General features: G+C 59.1%; 11 protein-coding genes. 2 read left to right on the top strand and 9 right to left on the bottom strand.

Annotated features, from left to right (window positions below; genetic code table 11):
• Window positions 1-51: 51 nt before the first annotated feature.
• From TBK1r_RS07670 to TBK1r_RS07660, 3 genes are all read right to left on the bottom strand, one after another.
• On the bottom strand, window positions 52-1,599 hold the full coding sequence (locus TBK1r_RS07670) for a sulfatase (RefSeq protein ID WP_145208649.1): 1,548 nt from the start codon (window positions 1,597-1,599) through the stop codon (window positions 52-54).
• 148 nt (window positions 1,600-1,747) lie between these two features.
• Complete coding sequence (locus tag TBK1r_RS07665; protein WP_145208647.1) at window positions 1,748-4,408, bottom strand: FAD-dependent oxidoreductase; 2,661 nt, start codon at window positions 4,406-4,408, stop codon at window positions 1,748-1,750.
• A 131-nt stretch (window positions 4,409-4,539) separates the two neighbouring features.
• Window positions 4,540-5,949: a DUF1501 domain-containing protein gene (locus tag TBK1r_RS07660; RefSeq protein WP_145208645.1), complete on the bottom strand. Its 1,410-nt coding sequence runs from the start codon at window positions 5,947-5,949 to the stop codon at window positions 4,540-4,542.
• 1,428 nt (window positions 5,950-7,377) lie between these two features.
• On the opposite strand from TBK1r_RS07660, the gene TBK1r_RS07655 reads away from it, so the two are divergent.
• Both TBK1r_RS07655 and TBK1r_RS07650 read left to right on the top strand, forming a co-directional pair.
• Window positions 7,378-8,826, top strand: a complete 1,449-nt coding sequence (locus TBK1r_RS07655; RefSeq protein ID WP_145208643.1) for an IS4 family transposase — start codon at window positions 7,378-7,380, stop codon at window positions 8,824-8,826.
• 375 nt (window positions 8,827-9,201) lie between these two features.
• Window positions 9,202-10,785, top strand: a complete 1,584-nt coding sequence (locus TBK1r_RS07650; protein WP_419581099.1) for a sulfatase family protein — start codon at window positions 9,202-9,204, stop codon at window positions 10,783-10,785.
• 31 nt (window positions 10,786-10,816) lie between these two features.
• Here TBK1r_RS07650 and TBK1r_RS07645 read toward each other — a convergent pair whose 3' ends face one another.
• The 6 genes from TBK1r_RS07645 to TBK1r_RS07620 all read right to left on the bottom strand — a co-directional run bounded on the left by TBK1r_RS07645 (window position 10,817) and on the right by TBK1r_RS07620 (window position 20,375).
• Window positions 10,817-11,086 (bottom strand): hypothetical protein, encoded by a 270-nt coding sequence (locus tag TBK1r_RS07645; RefSeq protein ID WP_145208639.1) that lies wholly within the window; start codon window positions 11,084-11,086, stop codon window positions 10,817-10,819.
• Between the two features lie 339 nt (window positions 11,087-11,425).
• Window positions 11,426-12,943 carry a sulfatase family protein gene (locus tag TBK1r_RS07640; RefSeq protein WP_145208636.1) on the bottom strand — a complete coding sequence of 506 codons (1,518 nt, stop codon included), beginning with the start codon at window positions 12,941-12,943 and terminating at the stop codon, window positions 11,426-11,428.
• A gap of 248 nt (window positions 12,944-13,191) precedes the next feature.
• A complete protein-coding gene (locus tag TBK1r_RS07635; RefSeq protein WP_145208634.1) occupies window positions 13,192-14,637 on the bottom strand; it encodes a sulfatase family protein in 1,446 nt (481 codons plus the stop codon).
• A 310-nt stretch (window positions 14,638-14,947) separates the two neighbouring features.
• Complete coding sequence (locus TBK1r_RS07630) at window positions 14,948-16,558, bottom strand: ankyrin repeat domain-containing protein (RefSeq protein ID WP_145208632.1); 1,611 nt, start codon at window positions 16,556-16,558, stop codon at window positions 14,948-14,950.
• A gap of 17 nt (window positions 16,559-16,575) precedes the next feature.
• Window positions 16,576-17,922 (bottom strand): DUF1552 domain-containing protein, encoded by a 1,347-nt coding sequence (locus tag TBK1r_RS07625; RefSeq protein ID WP_419581098.1) that lies wholly within the window; start codon window positions 17,920-17,922, stop codon window positions 16,576-16,578.
• Window positions 17,919-20,375 (bottom strand): DUF1592 domain-containing protein, encoded by a 2,457-nt coding sequence (locus TBK1r_RS07620; RefSeq protein ID WP_419581097.1) that lies wholly within the window; start codon window positions 20,373-20,375, stop codon window positions 17,919-17,921. The genes TBK1r_RS07625 and TBK1r_RS07620 overlap by 4 nt, the downstream gene beginning before the upstream one ends.
• Window positions 20,376-20,502 lie beyond the last annotated feature (127 nt).

The following is a 20,502-nucleotide window of genomic DNA, read 5'->3' as shown; positions in this document are numbered from 1 at the left end:
CCGAATCATCCTGCCACTTCAATCCTTCAGTCATTCCGCCATCCTCGTTCACTACGGCAATTGCGGCACGACCACATTGCCCGCGTCATCGACCGGGTAGACCGCGTCGTGCTGCTGCAGGGCCTCGATCAATCCCTGCATCATGCGTTTGAGCACCTTGGGCCGAGACTTGGCCAAGTTGTTCGACTCAAAGGGATCGTCGGCCAGGTTGAACAACTCGTAGTTTCCATCGCTGAACTGAATGTGACCACCGGTGGTCTTCGTTTCCGGCAGCGCGTGGTAGATGACTTTCCAGTCCCCGTCACGCCAGACGGTAAAGTAGTTGCTGCGGTGCGGCCCGTGCGGATAGTGCATCAAGAATTGCTGCGGGCGATCGGCGTCGGTTTGCCCGGTCAGCAGCGTTTGCAACGGTGCCCCGTCGACGACGTGACTTTCCGGGACTTCGGCCGCGGTGAGCTGCGTCAACGTGGGGAACAAGTCCTCGACCGATGCGACTTGGTGTTGAATCGCGCCGGCGGGGATCGAAAGGGATTGCTGCAGCGCGTTGTCCGGATTCGGCTTTGCCCACGCGGCGATCAACGGCACACGCATGCCGCCATCGTAGTGTGCGCCTTTCTTTCCACGCAGCGGTGCTGCACAAGCGACCTCGTGCTGATGCCCCAAAGGCGCGTCGCTGCCGTTGTCACCCAAGAATAAGATCAGTGTGTTTTCGGCGACACCGAGTTCGTTGAGGTGGTCCAGCATGTCGCCGAGCGATTTGTCCATGCCTTCGATCAAGGTGGCAAAGGCCTGCGCGTTGGCGGGTTTGCCGGAATCCTTGTAGTGGTCGGCAAAACGCGGGTCGGAATCGAACGGGGCGTGGACCGCGTAGTGCGAGAAATATAAATAGAACGGCTTGTCTTGTTCCACCGTTTCGGTCACGCGTTGCTTGGCTTCGATCGTCAACGCTTCGGTCAAGAACGTGTCGCTGCCATGGTACTTGTCCAGTCCGGGGACTGCGTGATGGGCGCGTTTGGTTCCCGCACCGTAGTTTTTTTCTGCGTAGTAGCTGCCTGGGGCTCCAAATGCGGCACCGGCCACGTTGACGTCAAACCCCAAGTTCAGCGGCTCGGCCCCCTCGTGCCCTTCCGGTCCGAAGTGCGCCTTGCCGACGTGAATCGTCTTGTAACCACGTCCACGCAGCACGCCCGGCAACGTCACGTCGCCTTCTTTCAACCCTGCCCAATTCCAATTCGGTGCGCCGTTCTTTCCCGCGTTGTCCTGCCGCGGGTTGATCCAGTTGGTCGTCCGGTGTCGAGCGGCATTCTGCCCGGTCATGATGCTCACCCGCGTCGGCGAACAAACACTCATCGCGTAAAACTGGTTGAACCGAATGCCTTGCGCGGCCAACCGTTCCATCGCAGGCGTGCGGTAATAATCGTTCAGAGGGTAGCGCTTTGGATTGCCCGCTTCATCGGTCAAAAAGGGAACGGACGTGTCCATCATTCCCATGTCATCGACCAGGAAAACCATGATGTTGGGTTGTTCCGCGGCGACGGAGAAATTCGGCAGGGCGGCCCATCCGGCGGCGACCACCAAGAACGTGCAAAGAAACTTCATGACAGGAGATGTCTGTGGAGGGAGAGGATCAAAGTGAATCGGTGAGAATAGATTGTAGCTGCTTTGTGTCAATCGAGCGCGCGGTGAGATCGGTTTCCAGGCATCATTGATGTGGATCAGACAGACGGGAAGCCTGTCCCACCTGCCGCTAAAGCGGCCCTTCGACTTGCAGCCAATTGAGGCAGGTATTGGAACCCTCTGCACCGGAGCCGATGTCAACGGTCAACCGTCCGTCTTGGACAGAAATCTCTCGCGTGACTTCGATGAACTCGCCCTCGGGCGTGCTGATCCGGTCGATCAAGGGGTGCCCTTCGACGGACACCGATTGCGTCGACTGTTCGTGTCCCGCATCTCCGACACAGAGGCTGACGCGATAACGCCCGTCGGAAACGCGACACTCCCAGGTGGCCGTTTTGCGGGTGAACACGAAGGAATCGCCCGGCCCATCGATCCGATTTCGCTTGCGATGGTTTTGGCTCAGATCATCGGTCCATCCGTATCCCCGCTCGCGATCAAAACGTTGCCCATGGTCGGCAACGAATCCGTCGTCCACGCCGACACCGGGACCGCAAAAATCAAAGGATCGATTCGGTGCGCTCGTCTTATCCGGCACACCGTCTCGATCGCCGGGCAACTTACGACGCTCGATTTCGAACCGGATCGGTTCGTTCGGCGTGAATATCAACGCATCGTCTTGATCGGGGATGCCATCGCCGTCTGCGTCGTCGAGACTGATCCGATCGATTTTCCACGCGTCCCACCCCTGTTGTTCAATCACGTTCCACCAAAGCTGACAAAACGCTCCACGCGTCCCCGACGTCCACTCCCGCGGTACCGTCAAGCCTTCGCTTCTGGCCACCACTTCGGCGATCCACTCTGAGCTTGCCCGATCATCGGGCCGAAAGTCGACGTCGCGAGTTCCCAGGGGAAGCAGCCCCAGTGCGGCCAAGCGGTTGATCGCGACAAACGCCGGATGCCCCGAATCCAAATCCCGAAACGGCCACAGCAGAATCGGAGTCGCGGAATCGACTTGACCGCACAATGCATGGCGAACCGATTCCAGCAACGCTCGATCGTACGGGATCTCTCGCGGCGCCACGCCGGCGGCGATCGCAACGGCGGCCGTCGCTCCGGCCGCCTGTCCGACGTGAATCCGTTGATCGTGCAATCGGATCGCGGCACTGACGATGCTGCTGAACCCCAGATTGCCCTGCGCCCCCAGCAGCCCGTCAAATCGTTGGGGAACCAAACTACGCAGCGGAAACACGCTGCGGTCACTCAAAAAACTGGTGTGTCGCAGCGGTTTGTGATAATCAATCCAAGGTCCCTGGTTTCCGTCCCTGTCAGGGTTCTCGCTGATCAAAAACGTCCGCCCGGTGCGGTGGAAATCGTAGTGAAACTGCCAGGCAAACAAACCATCGGGATACATCACCGCGGCGAAGCGTGGCGTCGCCTTGGTTTTTGTTTCGCCGTCACGATTGCGACCATCTTGCTCACGCATCATGTACATCGCTTTCAAACGCAGTGACTCGCGGATGTAAGGTTTGGGCGGCAATCTGTCCGGTGTTCCGAATTCGTCGCTCAGATGAAACCGACGAAAGGAATTGGTTCGGTCGGTCGCACGCTGGTGAACAAAGTTTTGCAGGTGATACAGCACCCCGAGTGCGTGTTGTTTGGCATCTCGAAAGATGATCTCACGCTGCGCCCGCGACAGAACCACAATGTTCTTCTGTGACGCGCCGGGCTCGGTGGCGTCGAGTGCATCGGCGACGTGGGCCGGCAATCGTTCCAGCGGATAATCCTGGCCGTTCATGTAGTTCAGCAGGATCGCGGTCTTGCCGTCGCGACTGGTTCGGCCTTCGACAATGCGACGAACCGAGTAGACGCTCAACTGCCGCTTCGAAGTCTCACCGGCATCGGGCCAATGCCGGATCGCACCCAGTCCCACTTGATTGACGTCCCAATCCAGGTTGCGAAATTCGTTCAAACTGAAATGCGTGGCGCGGGGATAGTTTCGATCGTCGAATCGTGGTGGCTCGGCGATCGGTGTCTCCTGATCGGATTCCTCAACGACCATCGCCCAAGTGATCGGGTTCATTTCATTCTTCGGCGCGTTCTCTGGAGCACTCGGTTCGCCGTAACGTGACGGTGGATCCGGTCCGTATTCGAACGCGGCCCCTGACACTTGAATTGCATCGCCCCAATCCGAAGCGTCGATCGTGATGTTCGCGCGGACGTGTAAATCCGCTTCGGATCCATCGACGGACGCAAACCACAGTCCCGACAACTTGGGAATCGTCCCCGACCGCTCGACGTCCGCTTTCACCGGGTAACGATCGGTCACCAGCAGGACTTGGCCGTTTTGCAAATAGGGGCGAATCATCTCGCGGAAGATGGCCTCCGCTTCCGCCGGCCGAAAGGTGGACGGCCCGTGGTGGGGCCGTCCCGGCATCGGCGATCCATACTTTGCCGTGTTGAACGCCTCGATCCGATCCATCAGTTCTTTGAACAGGCCGAAACGGTGAAAGGAACGCTTCATCGGATGCCAGTCCACGCCCCAGCCGACTTTGCCGACGCCTTTGTTTTCATCGACGCAGGCCAGCGCTTGTTCGGTGAATTGACCACCCAGCCAGCGACCGTCGTGGACAACGACGATTTTCTTGACGCCCAATCGCGCGGCTTGAATCGCCGCGGCCCAACCTGATTCCGTCCCACCGACGATCAGTACGTCGGCATCCATCTGTTCCGCCGACTTCGCATCGGGAATGGAAACCAACAGGCCAATCAGGAGAACAAAGAAATATCGCATCGTGCAATAACCCAGATCAAGGACGCAACAAGCAGTGAAGAAGTGTCGAGTTCAAAACGTGGGAGAGGCTTTCAGCCCGCAACGCTGACACGACAGACGGAAATCCAATCGCACGCGTTTTCCGCGTGCCGCTAGATCAACTCGCGGATCACTTCGCCGTGATCCATCAAAACGTGGGGGCGGCCGGAGCGATCGTGAATCATGCGTCCGGGATCGATCCCCAGCTGGTGATACAGCGTCGCGACGACGTCGGTATAGTCGACCGGACGATCGGTCGCTTCACCGGCAACCTTGTCAGTATTTCCCAGCACGACGCCTCCGGGCATGCCACCGCCGGCCATCATCCCCATCGACAGTCGCGGCCAGTGATCGCGTCCGCCTTTGGCGTTGACCTTCGGTGTGCGACCGAACTCGCCCCACGCCAGCACGGTGACATCTTCCAGCATGCCGCGCGACTGCAGATCCGTGATCAAGGCGTGGAACCCGAAATCGAACAGTGGACCGAGTTGTTTCATGCGATCGTTGTTGTCCGAGTGCGTGTCGAAATCACTGAGCGAAATGCTGACGACACGCACACCGGCTTCGACCAACCGCCGCGCCAGCAGAAACTTCAGCGCCGCTTCGGGGCCTTCGCTGGTGTAGGACTGTGTTCCGCCGGCGGGCAACTCCGGCGTGTAATGTGCGATCACGCGAGAATCCTCCTGGTCCAAATCCATTGCTCCGGCGAACGCCCCCGACGTCAGGATGGTGTATGCCTGCCTTGTGAAATGATCCATCGCTTCCATTTCACCGGAATCGTCGAGCGCGCGATTGAACTGATCCAAACGCTTCAGCAGCGCAAGGCGATCATCGATTCGATCGACCGGCAACTCCTTGATCAACTTGAGTTCTGTTTTGTGGCCGTCGCCCAACCGAGCCAACTCGCCTTTCATGCCCTCCTCAAGCTCACGTTGGAATCGATCCGAGATGTCCGGTCGAAACGGTTTGACGCTCGGCCCCAAGAAACCAGGTCGCGCGCTGTTGCGAACCAGTGGCCGGCCCTGCATCAGATCAACGAAATTGGGCACCTGATCTTCCGGCGACCCGAGCAAGTGATTGACCACGCAGCCCAGTGCCGGCCGGCCGCCGATCGATTGCAGCACCATTTCCTTATAACCGCTCTGGCATTGAAACGCATGGTGTTTCCCATCCGCGCCGACCAGTGACCGCAGAAAAACGAGTTGGTTCGCAATTCCCGCGCAGCGTGGCATCAACTCCGTCAGTCCGATTCCGGGAACCTTCGTCCCGATCGGCGCGAACGCGCTACGCAACTCCGCCGGGGCGTCCGGTTTGGGATCGATCAGATCCATCTGCGGCGGACCACCGTCGAGGTGAATGATGATGACCGATTTTCGCGACGATCCGCTTGATGATTGTGCGTCCGCGGCGAGCACGTCGGGGAGGGTCAGCCCTGCGATCCCGCTGGCACCGGCGCAAAGAAAACTTCGGCGTCGAAAACCGCTGCAGTTGGCAAACGCATGGCCGGTTGTGAATCGAAGCATAACGGGTGTTCCCCAACGGTGGCACAGGGTCGAGCACCTGATATCGTATCATGAACCCACTGTCGCTGCGTACTGCAACTCGATGAGACCCCGTCCGGGCAACGCTGTGAAGCATTTATTCCCTGCGTTTGACGAGGTGTTAGCGGCAGGGCGCAAGCCCTCCGGTCCCTCATCGTTCCCGAAACACCGGAGGGCTCGCGCCCTAACGCTAAAAAAATGCTTCACAGCGTTGCCCAGCGAGGATCAATAGATGATGCACACGTTCGAAAAATGATGCGCACGGTCGAACGGCAAGTGCGGCGTCGCGGGCGCGCGATCCGTCTTGTTTAACCCCGCGGGCGTAGCGGCGAGGCGGCGGGCAGATGTTGGGGACCGCTACTGCGCCCCAAGGCTGACAGTTGGCACGCCGCCGGCGGCACGACGCTCTGCTGGCAGCCAAGTCGACTTCGTTAGCACCTAAGAAGCTGGCGACCAGTGCCGGGATCCGCTCTCGCGTGGAAAAGGGGTCAGGCCTCTTTGATGCATATCGCTCAACAAGAGAGTCCTGACCCCTTCGACGGCGTCCTGGGTGATGCCCGGAGGGCAGGCAGAGTGCATGCCGGCGGTGTGAGCCGCCGGTTAGGAGACTCCCTTCGTTGCAGCAGCCCTGGAAGGGCGACACAGTCCAAACCGCGGCCCCGATTCGTTGCCCACTGTGTCGGAACTCGCTGCGACCCTGTCCGGGGTCGAGGAGAGAATTGGGCGCGTTTCCCGGAGGTGACGCCGCGCTCACCTCCGGCTAATCGCTGTGATCCCCTCGGAATCAAAACGCTGGCAACCTTTGAAGCGTGGAAAAGGGGTCTGGCCTCTTTGATGCATATCGCTCAACAAAAGAGTCCTGACCCCTTTGACAACCGGCGGGTAGCCACGAGATGCACGACACGGTGGCGAGGCGATGGACGGCGTGCAGGTGATCTGTGCAGCGAATGGTCGGGCCTAGGTGATGCCCGGAGGGCAGGCAGAGTGCACGCCGGCGGTGTGAGCCGCCGGTTAGGAGACTCCCTTCGTTGCAGCAGCCCTGGAAGAGCGACACAGTCCAAACCGCGGCCTCGATTGGTTGCCCACTGTGTCGGAACTCGCTGCGACCCCGTCCGGGGTCGAGGAGAGAATTGGGCGTGTTTCCCGGAGGTGACGCTGCGCCTTAGGTTTGACCACATCTTTTTGTTTGCCAGCGGATGTGTCGAGTTGGCGCGGCTGTGAAACCAATTGTTGATCTTTGTAAATGAGTCAAGCTTGGTAAGGTTGATCTGGTAATTTGGCGATGCCTGGAGTTTTTTCCCTGTGGGAACCGTGGCGTGGAACACACGCTGCGATTGATTCGCGACGGCGGGTTGAGATGGTTGCTGGTGACGGAATGGCTACCAGCACTCGTATCACGGAAGGCCCCCCATGGTTTTGCCCCTGCAAACATTTGGACAAGTCAACTTTGCCAACGCTCAACTCGGCGACAAACGTAGAACAAATCGTCTCGTACAACTTGCTGACTCAATGGCTCGACGACCAAGTGGAACATTGCCACAGAAATTCAATAGCCCCAAAGACCTCAGGGCTTTCTACCGGTTGATGGACCGTGACCAGGTGACGCATGAGGCAATTCTCGCATCTCATCGTGAGGCAACCTGTCACAAGATCAAGCAAATCAGAGGCCCAGTCCTGATTCTTCATGATGCCACCGAGCTGGATTTTACCAATCACAAGTCACTTTCCGATGACATGGGCCAAATTGGCAACGGCAATCGCCGTGGGTACATCGCGCAAAACAGCTTGGCCGTGAACCCGAAAACACGGCAAGTAATTGGATTGTGCAATCAGGTTTTGCACCATCGGGAGGATGCTCCCAAAGACGAACTGACCGCTCAGAAACGCAAGCGTGAATCACGAGAGAGTCGATTGTGGTTGCGCGGTGCCGATCCACTGGCTAACAGCGAGAAACTCGTTGATGTTTGTGATCGAGGAGCTGACACGTTCGAGTTCCTCGAACATGAATTGGCCAGCGGCCGTAGGTTCGTCATTCGTGCCTCTCATAATCGGGCGATCATTCCTGGACATGGCGATCAAGGCAGTAGCGATCAAGCCTGTTACCTTCGCAACTATGCTGCCAGCCTTCCGCCAGCAGGACACTGGACGTTATCGGTAACGAGCAAAGTCGACAAGAAAGTACGGGTTCGCAAAGGCAAAAAGAAATCAGCCAATCGACGGGCTCGTGAGGCGAAGATGGCTGTCTCATTTGCCCCGGTTCAAATCAAACCACCCGCGAAGAAACTAGGAGAACACGGCAACGATCCGCTTGCCGTCTGGGTTGTTCGAGTCTGGGAAGAAGATCCGCCCGCCGGAGAAGAGCGTCTGGAATGGTTTTTGATTACAAACCAACCCGTACTTGATTTTGAAGATGCCTATCAGGTTGTCGGTTGGTACGAATGTCGCTGGATCATTGAAGAGTATCACAAAGGGATGAAAACAGGATGTAGCATTGAGAGCCCGCAATTCACTAGCGAAGAACGTTTGCAGCCAGCGATCGCTTTGATTTCAGTGGTGGCGTTGACTCTGCTGCAAATGCGTGATGCCAGTCGTCGTTGGGACGCAAAGAAACGCAAAGCGACCGAAGTTATCTGCAGCGACTACGTGAGTGTGCTGAGCGCTTGGCGACATGGCCAAATCAAACCCGACTGGTCAATTCACGATTTCTACTATGCACTGGCGAGACTCGGCGGTCATCAGAACCGCAAATCCGATCACCCACCGGGATGGCAAACGATTTGGCGAGGCTGGAACGACCTCCAAGCGATGCTCTGCGGCGTTGACGCAATGAAGATTGTAAAAAGATGTGGTCAAACCTAAGCGCTGCGCTCACCTCCGGCTAATCGCTGTGATCCCCTCGGGATCAAGGCAAGTCTCCGCCTCCACTCGCGTTGTATGGTCGTGATGGATTTTCTTTGATTCAAAGAAACATTCGACCGAACGCACAACGCGCCGATCTTGGGGATTCGAGCGTCTTAGGATGTCAGCAGGGCACCAATGACCTCAAAAAGACGAAACCCACCGAACGCCGACGCGGCGATCCTTGCGAGGGCGAGCATCGCACGACGTTTGGAGTGTACACTTGAAGTCCTTTGAACAGCCCTCGGGAACGTGGCACTTGGACTTTGATGTTTCCTTGTCCCCGGCGACCGTGGATCGTCGCGCCCGTGTGCCCCCGCCAAAATGAGATTCATCATGATTCAATCGATTGCTAAAGTGACGCCGCTCGCTTGCTGGGCGCTTGCGGCAGTTGTCGCGTTTAGCCATTGGCCGGCGTCGGTGAAGGCTGAATCAACTGCCCCGCCCAACGTCGTCGTGATCTACGCCGACGACCTCGGTTATGGCGACGTGCAGTGCTACAACCCCGAGCGTGGCAAGATCCCGACGCCAAACATTGATCGGTTGGCCAAACAGGGCATGAAGTTCACCGACGCGCACTCTTCGTCCGGCGTCTGTTCTCCGTCGCGATACACGCTGCTGACCGGTCGCTACCACTGGCGTTCTCGATTGCAAGGCGGCATCGTCGGACTTTGGGGCGCGCCGCTGATCGCCCCGGACCGGATGACAATCGGATCGCTGGCGAAACAGCACGGGTATCAAACCGCGTGCATCGGCAAATGGCACTTGGGATGGGACTGGCCGATTCCCGCCTCGAAAGCAAAGTTGTTTAAAGCACGCCCAAAAGGCAACGTCGTCGCGACCGACGAGCATCGAGCGGTCTGGCGCGAGGTGTTCGAGCAACCGATCGGCGGCGGTCCCAGCACACGCGGCTTCGACGTCTACTTCGGCACCGACGTCCCCAACTGGCCGCCGTATTGCTACATCGAAAACGATCGAACCGTCGGGATCCCGACCGAATTCTTGCCGCCGGAGTTGCTGCGCAAGAACCAAGCCAGCAATCAAGGTCCCGCGTTGGCCGGCTGGACGCTGGAGCCGATCTTGCCCGCGCTGGCGGATCGAGCCGCCCAGTACATCGCCGCCGCAGCCAAGTCGCCCGATCCGTTCCTGGTCTACATGCCGCTGACTTCACCCCACACGCCGCTGTCGGTCAATGACGCTTGGAAAGGTAAGAGTGGACTAGGACTGTATGCCGATTTCGTGATGGAAACCGATGCCGTTGTTGGTCAAGTGCTCGATGCGATTGAGCAGCATGGGTTGGCGGACAAGACACTCGTCGTCTTCACCAGCGACAACGGCTGTGCACCGTACATCGGCGTCGAATCACTGGAACAGCAGGGCCACTACCCCAGCGGCCCGCTGAGGGGTTACAAGGCGGATGCGTGGGAAGGCGGGCATCGCATCCCTTTCCTCGTCCGTTGGCCGGGCGTCGTCGAACCGGCAAGCGTCTGCCCACAGTTGATCCATCAAGCCGATTTGCTGGCCACGTTTGCTGACATCTGGAATGCAGAATTGCCCGAAACCGCATGCGAAGACAGCTTCAGCCTGGTGCCGCTGCTGCAGGGGGAAAGCCAACCGATTCGCGAAACGTCGGTCAGCTGTTCGATTCGCGGTGTGCCCAGTTTGCGCCGTGGAAACTGGAAATACATCGCCGCGCCGGGATCGGGTGGCTGGGGCAAAGGCGGCGACCAAAGCCAACCCGTCCAGCTCTACGACCTCGCCACAGACCTTGCCGAAACACGCAACCTTGCCGCCGAGCAACCCGAGCGGCTGAAATCGATGCAAGCGTTACTGGAAACGACGATCACCGCCGGTCGCAGCACGCCCGGACCGCCCCAACGCAACGACGTCAAAGTACGTCGTCACCCGGCGTCATTGTGACCGATGGCAAGGCACCACCTGCGCGACGCGCCTACGCTTCCGGATCCGGCGTCGGCGTGGGAATCGACTCCGCGTTCGGAGCGGAACCGTCGGTCGACGGCAAACTCATCGGGGGATCGAGTCGGCTTTCAATCGCGCCTTCGTCCAACATGTCGTCGTAGTAGATGCCATGGTCGACCGTCGCACCTTCCAGCACCATCGAATCAGGAACGGCCGACCCGATCGGAACCGCTGTCGACGGAGCACATTGCGAACAGGACGGATTGTGATACACCACCGGTGTTCGTCGAAACCAACTCAACGGGCCTGAAGCACTACAACCGGTAAGCAGCAGAACGAAAACGGGAAGCAAGTAACGCACGGATGGATCTCCCAAATTGGCTCAGCATCCGTTCACGACAATGATTCCCGACCTTGGTTTGATCCCTTTCGGCAGGATCGCAGGGGAGTTTGGAGAGAATCCGAAAAGGTAACGAACAGTCAACTCTTGCGGGTTAAGCCGGTGACGAATAGGTGGAACGATTGGCACGCGCCGCTCGCTTACGCGTCCCGCTGGAATGGGATGGCACGCGCCGCTCGCTTACGCGTCCCGCTGAATTTTCAGCACGTGGCGTGAGCCAGTGGCGCGTGATCACAACCATCAATAATCCGCTTCCTGCAAACTGTTCAGCACCGACGTTTGCCACTGACGGAGTTCGCTGAGCAAACGTTCGGTGACCTCTGGTTTGCTGCCGGCGAGATTGTTCTGTTCCGCTCGATCGGCATGTAAATCGAACAACTCGACGTTTGTGTTGCTGCCTGATTGGCCATCGACGACCAGTTTGTAGCGGTTGTCCAAGATCACCCGCGGCCCCACGTAATCAGCCTCCGCGATGTCCGGTTGATGAAAGTTATTAAAACTGCGCGTCAGTTTGCCGGCCATTTCTTTCACCAACGGCGTCGTCCCTTCCTGCAACTCCAGATCGATGTACGGCGCCGGCTTGGGATTCGCTCCGGTCACGCGTTTGGCCGGATAGCTCCAGAAACAAATTGGTTTAGGCCGTTGGTTCATCGTCCCCTCGATCACCGGCACGACGCTGATCCCATCCAGGGGCCGCTCAGGCACGTTGACCCCCGCCAGTTCACAAAGCGTCGGAAGCATGTCGCTGGTGACCGAATTGACGTCGCTGACACGCCCTTGGCGGATTCGTGCAGGCCATTCGATCAGACCAGGAACGCGGATCCCGCCCTCATACATCAAAGCTTTCTCGCCGCGAAAGGGAGTCGTCGCGCGACCGCTGCTGCGGGGACTTCCGTTGTCGCCGCAGTACCAGAGCAAGGTGTTGTCGCGGAGTCCGGTGTCGCTGAGGTGCTCACGCAAGGTTCCGATCGAACGATCCATCGCGGTGATTTCGGCATAGCGTTCGCGCAACACGTCCCGCAACGGACGCGTCGTCGGCCGGCCGGTCTCCATCGACGTCAACCGAACCGACCGCTTGGACAACGACTCGGGTAGGTCATCGTAGAGCGCGAGGTCTTTGTCCAGCCCGCTGTACGGCTCATGGGGCGAGCCGAACCAGACCACCGCCAAAAAGGGCTTTCCGTCCTGGCGGGCACGATCGATAAACTTGATCGTCTCGTCAATCGTGACTTCGGATCCTTCGCCCTCGAATCGCTCCGGCGGTCCACCGTTGCGGGAGAACGGCGGATCCATTTCATAAAAATTGTCGTGCGACAGGTATTCGTCAAAGCCCATGGCACGCGGGTTGGTCGGAGACTCCTTTTTAACCGGCCCCAGGTGCCACTTGCCGAAATGCCCGCATCGATAACCCGCATCGGATAACAGATGGGCGATCGTGATTTCCTGGGGACGGATCGACCAGCCAGGGGCGAAGGTGCCGTAGCGGTTGGGATGCCGCCCCGTCAGCACGCTGCCACGGGTCGGCGAACATGACGGATGCCCCGAATAGAAGTGATCCAGTCGCAACCCGCTTGCTGCCATCTGGTCCAGCACGGGAGTGTGCAAATAGGGATGCCCGTTGTACCCCGTTTCACTCCAGCCGTGATCGTCTCCCATCAACAGAATGAAACTGGGGCGATCGTCGGCGTGGATCAACGAGCCGAACAAGAGGGCCAGGAAACACGCCGCGAGGCGGGGAAGGAGCAGGTTGGTTTTCATGTGGAGGTCCGTTGTGGTCGGTCTGTCGATCGATGGCATGGGTCACCCCGATAGGCTATTCGGTGAGGCATTGATGTTTGTGTATTACACGGTTTCAGCGGAAGGGCGCGAGCCCTCCGGCATTTGGGTGAAGCTGAGGAACCGGAGGGCTCGCGCCCTTCCGCTACCAAATGCTTTACAGCGTCACGTCGGTAGGTCACGCTGTGCGTGACGATTGGCATGCACAGCATGCCCTACGAGGCGACGCTTCATTTCATGTAATCTTTCCCAGACCAGCTGTCCAATACCGATCGCTGCCAGGCTTCAAGATCCGCTTTCATTTCCGCGACACGCGTCGTCTGCGATTCGCTCAAATCCGTTTGCTCCATCGGGTCTTCCACCAGATTGTACAGCTCATACGTCACTTGCTTCCCGTTCTGGATGCGGTGCAGTTTCCATGGCCAAGCATTCCACGCCGCGTGGCCTCGCATGCCGTCTTCGCCGAACGTCGGAAACTCTTCCACGTTCTTCAAAATCCGTTCGGGATGTGGATTGGGCCGACCGGCTTGTTTGGCTTCCAAGAGCGCGCGGATGATGCGGTCACTATGAGTGCTTTGGCCTTGCGTGTGCCCATGCCAGAATCCCATCGGGGGACGAACCGTTTGTTTGCCAGCCAGCACGTCGGCAAGGTCGATGCCATCGAGCTTGGGTTGATGTGCGACGTTTGCCCCGGCGATCGCCACGAGCGTCGGGTACAGATCGGCGGCAAACGCCGGGGTTTCGATCGACTGCGGACGGTACCGCGCCGGCCATTCCAAGATCGCCGGAACCCGCAATCCGCCTTCGTAGATGCTGCCCTTCTTGTTTCTCCCGCCGGACGATTCAACGATCAAACCGCCGTTGTCGCTGCAATAAAACAGCAGCGTGTTGTCGGCGATGCCCAGATCTCGCAAGGTCTTTCGCAGCCGTCCGACCTGCTGATCCAACAGTGTGATCTCACGAAAGTAGCCGGGTTTCTTGGTCGGCTGATCGTTGTAGAGCGTCGCGGCGGCGGGGATTCCTTGCGGCAATTCCTGTTGCGGGTCGTGGGGCGAGGGAAACCAGGTGACCGAAAACATCGGCCGATCGCCGCCGTGATGTTTGGTCAGAAACTCGATCGTCGCATCCATGCTGATCACGCTACCGGGACCCTGAAGATGCTCGTAGTTCCCGTTGCGGCTCAGGTACGGATTATTGTCAAAGAAATTCAATCCCGAGAGCCATTCGTCGAACCCGGCCCCGCCCGGACTGGTCGGACTGTCCGGTTGCACCGAGCCGATGTGCCACTTGCCGAAATGTCCCGTGACGTAACCGGCATCGCCGAGCGCCTCGGCAATTGTTGTTTCGTCGGGCCGCATGTAGTGGCCGTGATTGGGAACGTTGGTGCGAAACGGATGACGCCCGGTCATCACGCTGGCCCGAGTCGGCGAACAAACCGGTGCGCTGGCGTAGAACCGATTGAAGACGACTCCCGCTTTGGACATCGCGTCCAAGTGCGGCGTCTGGACGAATGGATGTCCGGTAAATCCGGTGTCACCATAGCCGTGGTCATCGGCCATCACCAGCACGATGTGCGGCCGCGCGGGCGACTCGGCTTTGAGTGACCAACAGCAAACGAGCTGTGAACAGAGTGCTGCAACAATGGCAAAGGAAAGGATCTGTTTTCGGGCGGTCATCGGCAAGGTGGGTGGCGAGGTGGGAAGGAAGAGGGCGGAAACGATGAAGGCAGAATGATTCGGGGCAGAATGATGGGGGCAAGACGATGGGGGCAAGACGATGGGGAGGCAGAATGATGGGGAGGCAGGATGATGGACGACAGCGGGAGGCAGTGGATTTAGGGGACACACTCAAGCAATTGAAGAGTAACGGTGAGAGAGAACGCGGCGGCGTCCTGGATCTCGCTCATTCCGTCCCCCATCCCAAAACATCATTTTGCCCCGAATCATTCTGCCAATCTCCTCCCCCGCGTTTTGCCTCCACGGTTCTTCAGACGCCGCCTCGCCGGTAGCCTTTCTCGAGTTTTTGTTTCGGCGGCGGTGGTGGCGTGATACCTTCGGCGATCATCAGCGCGCGAATGGCGTCGGCGGTTTCGTAGGACGGCTTAAAGTTTCCGCCCCCGCGATAACCCATGGCGATCCACAGCGGCATCCGCCCCTGCTTCGTCACCTTGCTCCAGATGTTGATGTCGGCACCGTTGGCCGCCAGACAGTTGACGACCGATGGCAGCATCTTGTAAGCCGCCCCATGCATCGCGGTTTCGCCGTTGCTGTCCACCGCGTTGACGTCAGCGCCCAAGTCGATCAGGTAGGAAACCGCCGCCAGGCATTCCGGTTCCGAGCCCGCCGTATCGCCCTCGGAACCACTCCCCATGCCGGCGGCCATCATCAACGGCGTCCAACCGTTGTCGGCGGCCAGCGTGGGATCGGCGCCCAGTTCCAGCAGTGTCTGCATCAGTGCGACGTCGGCCGTCCCGGCGGCGGCAAAGAACGCGGTCGCGCCCTTCTTGCCGAACTTGCCGCGACCGCCATTGCGTTCTTTGGGTGCATTGACATCGGCGCCGTGCTCGACCAGTGCACGCACGAACTGAAGACTGGTCATGGATCCCGAACCGATCGGCGGCGGGTCGCCGTCGGCGTTGTCGCCCAGCGGTGGCTTGCGAACCCAGGACATCGTGAACAGCGGCGAAAACCCGGTCCGTTGGTCGTTGGGATCGGCCCCGGCCTTGAGTAGTTCGACGGCGAGTTCGAAATGCCCGTTTTCAATCGCGAGGATCAGTGGTGACGTCCTGTTGGCGACGTTTTTCCCCGAGCTGTTGGCCGGCTTCATCGCCAAATTGACGTCCACGCCGGCATCCAAGAACCGTTTCACCACCGGCCAGTGTCCTTGTCGAACGGCAAACATCATCGGCGTGTAACCCGACTTCAGCGCCGTTTCAAAATCCGCTCCGGCGTCGAGCAACAGATCGACCACCTCGGCGTGTCCTTCGTGCGCGGCCCACATCAACGCCGTCTGGTCATTGCGTTCGGTCGCATTCACGTCCGCGCCGTGTTTCAGCAAAGCGCGGACGGGATCAACGCGACCAGTTCTGGCCGCGGTCATCAACGCCGTTTCACCACCGTCGAGCGTCGCGTTGGCATCGGTACCATGTTCCAGCAACAGCTTGACGAGCTGCCTGTTGCCGTTGCTGCAGGCCAGCGACAACGGCGTCACTCCATAACGGTTTTGGCAATCCACCGACGCGCCCGCGTTGACGATCGCGTGGCACGTTTCCACGTCGTCCAAGTACACCGCCCAGTGCAACGCCGTCATCCCGTCGACTTGTGTCGCATCGATGTCGACCGCATCGTCACCTGCGTCGGTCGAAACGCGGCTGAGTAACTCAGCGATCCGCTTGCGATCCTGTTTTTCAACGGCGTCGGCCAATTCCGGTTCGGTGGCCGATTTCGATTCGGCGGTCAGTTCCGGCTCCGCAGCCAGAACGACCACACCGCTGGGCAGGACGCCCAAGCAAAGGCTGCAAACCGCGATTGCAAAGATGCGCGAGTGCGTCCGCTGCGTCGTACTCTCGCCCGCGTGTTTCTCGACAAATCGATTCATGACTCGTTCCATTGCGATCACACCGAGAGCGGTTCAAACAATTCGTCGACCGGTCCTTCGCTGTCGGCAAACTTGTCCAGTTTGACGCCGACCTTGTCGAGTAGCGTCAGGTGCAGGTTGGCCAGTGGCGTCGGGCGATCGTATTGGATGTGCCGTCCGCCCTGCATACCGCCGGCAGCGCCACCGGCGACGATGATCGGCAAATCGGTGTGGTCGTGAACGTTCGGGTTTCCCATGCCGCTGCCGTACAGCAACAGCGAATGATCCAGCAGCGTGCCGTTCCCGTCGGGCGTTGCTCGCAGCTTTTCCAAAAAGCCCGCGAACAGCGACACGTGGAACTGATTGATCTTTGCCATCTTCGCAATCTTTTCTTCGTCGTTGCCGTGGTGCGACAGCGGGTGATGCGACTCCGGCACTCCCAATTCGGGATAACTACGGTTGCTGGTTTCACGAGCCAGTTGGAACGTGATCACACGTGTGATATCCGCCTGCATTGCCAAGACTTGCAGGTCGAACATCAATCGGGCGTGATCGGCATACGAAGCTGGAACACCCATCGGCCGATCCAAATCCGGCAGCTCGTTGTCTTTGGCGTCCGCTTCGGCCTTCTGGATCCGTCGTTCGACTTCGCGCACCGAATCCAGGTATTGGCCGATCCGGACACGATCCGACGCACCGACTTCGCGATTCAAACGGGCGATGTCTTCGGACATCCAATCCAACAAACTCGCCTTTTCGTTCAATTCCGCTCGGCGCTGTGCGGCCGTCCCACCCGCACCGAACATGCTCTCGAACACGATCCGCGGATGCGCTTCGGAAGGCAACGGGGTCGTCGGTGAAGACCAAGACAGATTGTTCTGGTACACGCAGGCATAGCCGTTGTCGCATTGCCCCACGGTTTGCATCAGGTCCATCGACAATTCCATCGACGGCAATTGCGTGGACTGGCCGATCTGTTTGGCCGCCAACTGATCGGCGGTGGTTCCCAAATAGTAATCCGTCCCTTCCGTATGCTTCGCCTTGGCCGCACTCAAGAACGCCGAGTTGGATGTCGCGTGCGAACCCGGGTAGGCGTTGGCCAATTCCAGATTACTGATCACCGTGACCTGGTCTCGGACCGGCTCGAGTGAACGGAGGATCGGCGGCAACTCACCGAGTGTGGATTCGCCGGGCGGTTTCCAGCGTGACAGGTCGCAGCCCATCGGCATGAAGACGTAACCGAGACGTCGTACGGGTGCCGCCGGGGTCGCATCGAGCGCCGTGGCGGCCGGTACCATTGCGTCGAGCAACGGCAGGGCGATGGCACCGCCGACGCCGCGTAACACCGTGCGACGCGAGATTGCTTTCTTTCGAATAAAGTTCACCGGTAGGTCCTCATTTGAAATGCCGGGCTGTTGATGATTTCCCAGATCAACGTGGAAAAACGGTACTGGTCTTGTCCGGCGCGACGCACGATCTCTCGAATCGCCGGGCCGTCGGATTCGCCGATCCCTCGCCCCAAGGCGTAGGTGAGCAGCTTTTCGGTCATCGCGGTGGCGAATAATTCGGGCCACTGCATGATCGCCGCCTCCAACCCCGTCACGCCTTGGAAACTGTCGCCGCTGGGAAGGGCGCCTTCTGAATCGACGGGCACGCCAAATTCGGTGTCCCGCCAACGTCCGACCGCGTCATAGTTTTCCAGCGAAAACCCGATCGGATCGATGATCACGTGACAACTGGCACAGGCCGGATTGGAACGGTGTTTGGCAAGTCGCTCGCGGATCGGAAGCTCCGCACCGATCACTTCTTCTTCCAACGACGGAACGTTCGGCGGCGGAGGCGGCGTCGGGGTGGCGAGCAGATTGACCAGCACCCAATTGCCTCGAATCACCGGCGAAGTGCGGGTGGCGTAGGAGGTCACCGTCAAGATGCTACCGTGCCGCAACAACCCGCCACGATGTTCACCGCCGGAAAGATCGACGCGACGAAAGCGACTGCCGTAGACATGCGGGATGCCATAGTGCTTGGCCAACCGCTCGTTCAGATACGTGTAGTCGGATCGGAGCAAGTCCAAGACGCTGCGGTTTTCCTCGATGATGCTCTGGAAAAACAATTCCGTTTCGCGCCGCATTGCCTGCCGCAGGTTGTCATCAAAATCCGGGTACAACCGCGCGTCGGGTGTTTTGGATTCCAGGTTTCGCAGATGCAACCACTGGTTGGCGAAATTGGTCACCAGGGCTTCGGCGCGGCGATCGTTCAACATCCGTCGGACTTGATCGCGCAGCACACTCGGGTCTCGCAAATTCCCGCGTTCGGCTGCGGTCAACAATTCGTCGTCGGGCAGACTGCTCCACAAAAAGAACGACAGCCGTGACGCCAACTCGTCGTCGCTGATCGCATAGGCGTCGCCCACATCCAGGCCTTCGGGATCGCGTTCGATGCGAAACAGAAACCGTGGGCTGACCAGAATCGAAGCGAGCGCGCGTTCGATCCCCGCCTCAAACCCGGCTTCCGCAGCACCGTCCCGATAGAATTCCATCAGTCGTTCGACATCCGCGGCATCGACCGGTCGACGATAGGCGAGTCTGGCCAGTCGCGAAATGATCTGCCTGGCACAGGCCTCGTTCTGTTCCGGCGAGGCAGGGTAACTGGTGAAGACTCGTCGGCGGCTGGGGGTGTCGGGCGGCGATTCAGCGGCGACTGATATATCGTCGTCGGCATAGGGTCCGGTGATCGAAACTTGATAGACCGCGGGCGTCAAACGCGGATGCCGGTGCGAGTTGAAATGCACGTTGAGCGGCTGCCGTTTCGTCTCAATCAACGATGACTTGTTCTTGATAAACGTCACGCCCACATCATGGGGCCCCGCCTCGACCGTCACGCGGGCTTTCAATCGGCTGTCGTCAAAGAAGTATTGATTTCGAGCCTTGGGCGGAACCAATTCAAACTCGGCCACGCGCTTGCGGTCCAACAGGAACTCCATCTGGTACTTTCCGTTGAGCCCCTCGACGTGTTCGTTGCGGTCACGGGCCAGGTTGATTTGCACTTCGTACACACCCGATCGTGGGAAGGTATGGTGCAGCAACATGCCGCCCCGAGTGCCCAGGGGCAGCCCGACCACGTGTTCCTCTTGCGTCACGTCGGCAGGCATTCGATAGGTGTGGCCTTCCAACTGATCCGACGGTCGGGCGATCGCCAGTTGGCTGATCTTTCGAGCCGCATTGATGTAGCGGGAAACCAACGTAGGCGGCAGATCCCCGACGGTCACGTTGTCGAATCCATGACTCGATTCATCCGCCGGCAGCAGGGCTTCGGCGTCGATGTCCAGCGCCAACAGATCTCGGATCGCGTTTTGATATTCGAATCGGTTCAGCCGCCGAAAGGTATCGGTTCTGCCAGGCCGGGGATGCTTGGCGGCCACGTGAGCCAAGGCTTCGACCAACCGTTCGCTCGTGTCCTGATAAATCTGTTCGGAGGGACGGTATTCGTTCGGCGGAGGCATGCGGCGGGACCTGAGTTCTCGTAGCACGCGTTCCCAAAGCTGTGCGCTCGCTTCGATGCTCTGTTCGCCGACCACGGAAAGATCCAAGTCCGCCTCCGGTTCATCTTCGCTGTGGCAATCCAAGCAGTACTCAGTCAGAAACGTCTCCAGACCCGAGTAGTCCGATTCGGACAGCACTTTGGCGATTTCGTCCGAAGGCGAACCGGTCGGTTCCGCAGCGTTTAAGTGGTACACCGACAGCGATGCGAACCACAGCGACACGGCGACGACACAAGCGAGGAAACCACAAAACGAGAATCGGTTGAGCGTGCATCGATTCATTTCTTGGTTTCGCATTCGTCGCGTTCTACGTGGTCTGCCGACGTGATCGGCGCGAGAAACGGCCGGCCACACGATCAAAACGCGTTCCGCCGGCGAATTTGGTGGGACAGTCAGTTTAACAGATGTCCGTCAGCGGAAGCTC

It is taken from the genome of Stieleria magnilauensis, assembly GCA_007753675.1.
GTDB lineage: Bacteria > Planctomycetota > Planctomycetia > Pirellulales > Pirellulaceae > Stieleria > Stieleria magnilauensis.
This window is presented reverse-complemented; position numbering and strand designations above follow the sequence as displayed.

Excerpts from the sequence above, each read along its gene's own strand:
- TBK1r_RS07670 (WP_145208649.1), bottom strand. The coding sequence starts at position 1,599 with ATGAAGTTTCTTTGCACGTTCTTGGTGGTCGCCGCCGGATGGGCCGCC.
- TBK1r_RS07665 (WP_145208647.1), bottom strand. The coding sequence starts at position 4,408 with ATGCGATATTTCTTTGTTCTCCTGATTGGCCTGTTGGTTTCCATTCCC.
- TBK1r_RS07660 (WP_145208645.1), bottom strand. The coding sequence starts at position 5,949 with ATGCTTCGATTCACAACCGGCCATGCGTTTGCCAACTGCAGCGGTTTT.
- TBK1r_RS07655 (WP_145208643.1), top strand. The coding sequence starts at position 7,378 with ATGGTTTTGCCCCTGCAAACATTTGGACAAGTCAACTTTGCCAACGCT.
- TBK1r_RS07650 (WP_419581099.1), top strand. The coding sequence starts at position 9,202 with ATGATTCAATCGATTGCTAAAGTGACGCCGCTCGCTTGCTGGGCGCTT.
- TBK1r_RS07640 (WP_145208636.1), bottom strand. The coding sequence starts at position 12,943 with ATGAAAACCAACCTGCTCCTTCCCCGCCTCGCGGCGTGTTTCCTGGCC.
- TBK1r_RS07635 (WP_145208634.1), bottom strand. The coding sequence starts at position 14,637 with ATGACCGCCCGAAAACAGATCCTTTCCTTTGCCATTGTTGCAGCACTC.
- TBK1r_RS07630 (WP_145208632.1), bottom strand. The coding sequence starts at position 16,558 with ATGAATCGATTTGTCGAGAAACACGCGGGCGAGAGTACGACGCAGCGG.
- TBK1r_RS07620 (WP_419581097.1), bottom strand. The coding sequence starts at position 20,375 with ATGCGAAACCAAGAAATGAATCGATGCACGCTCAACCGATTCTCGTTT.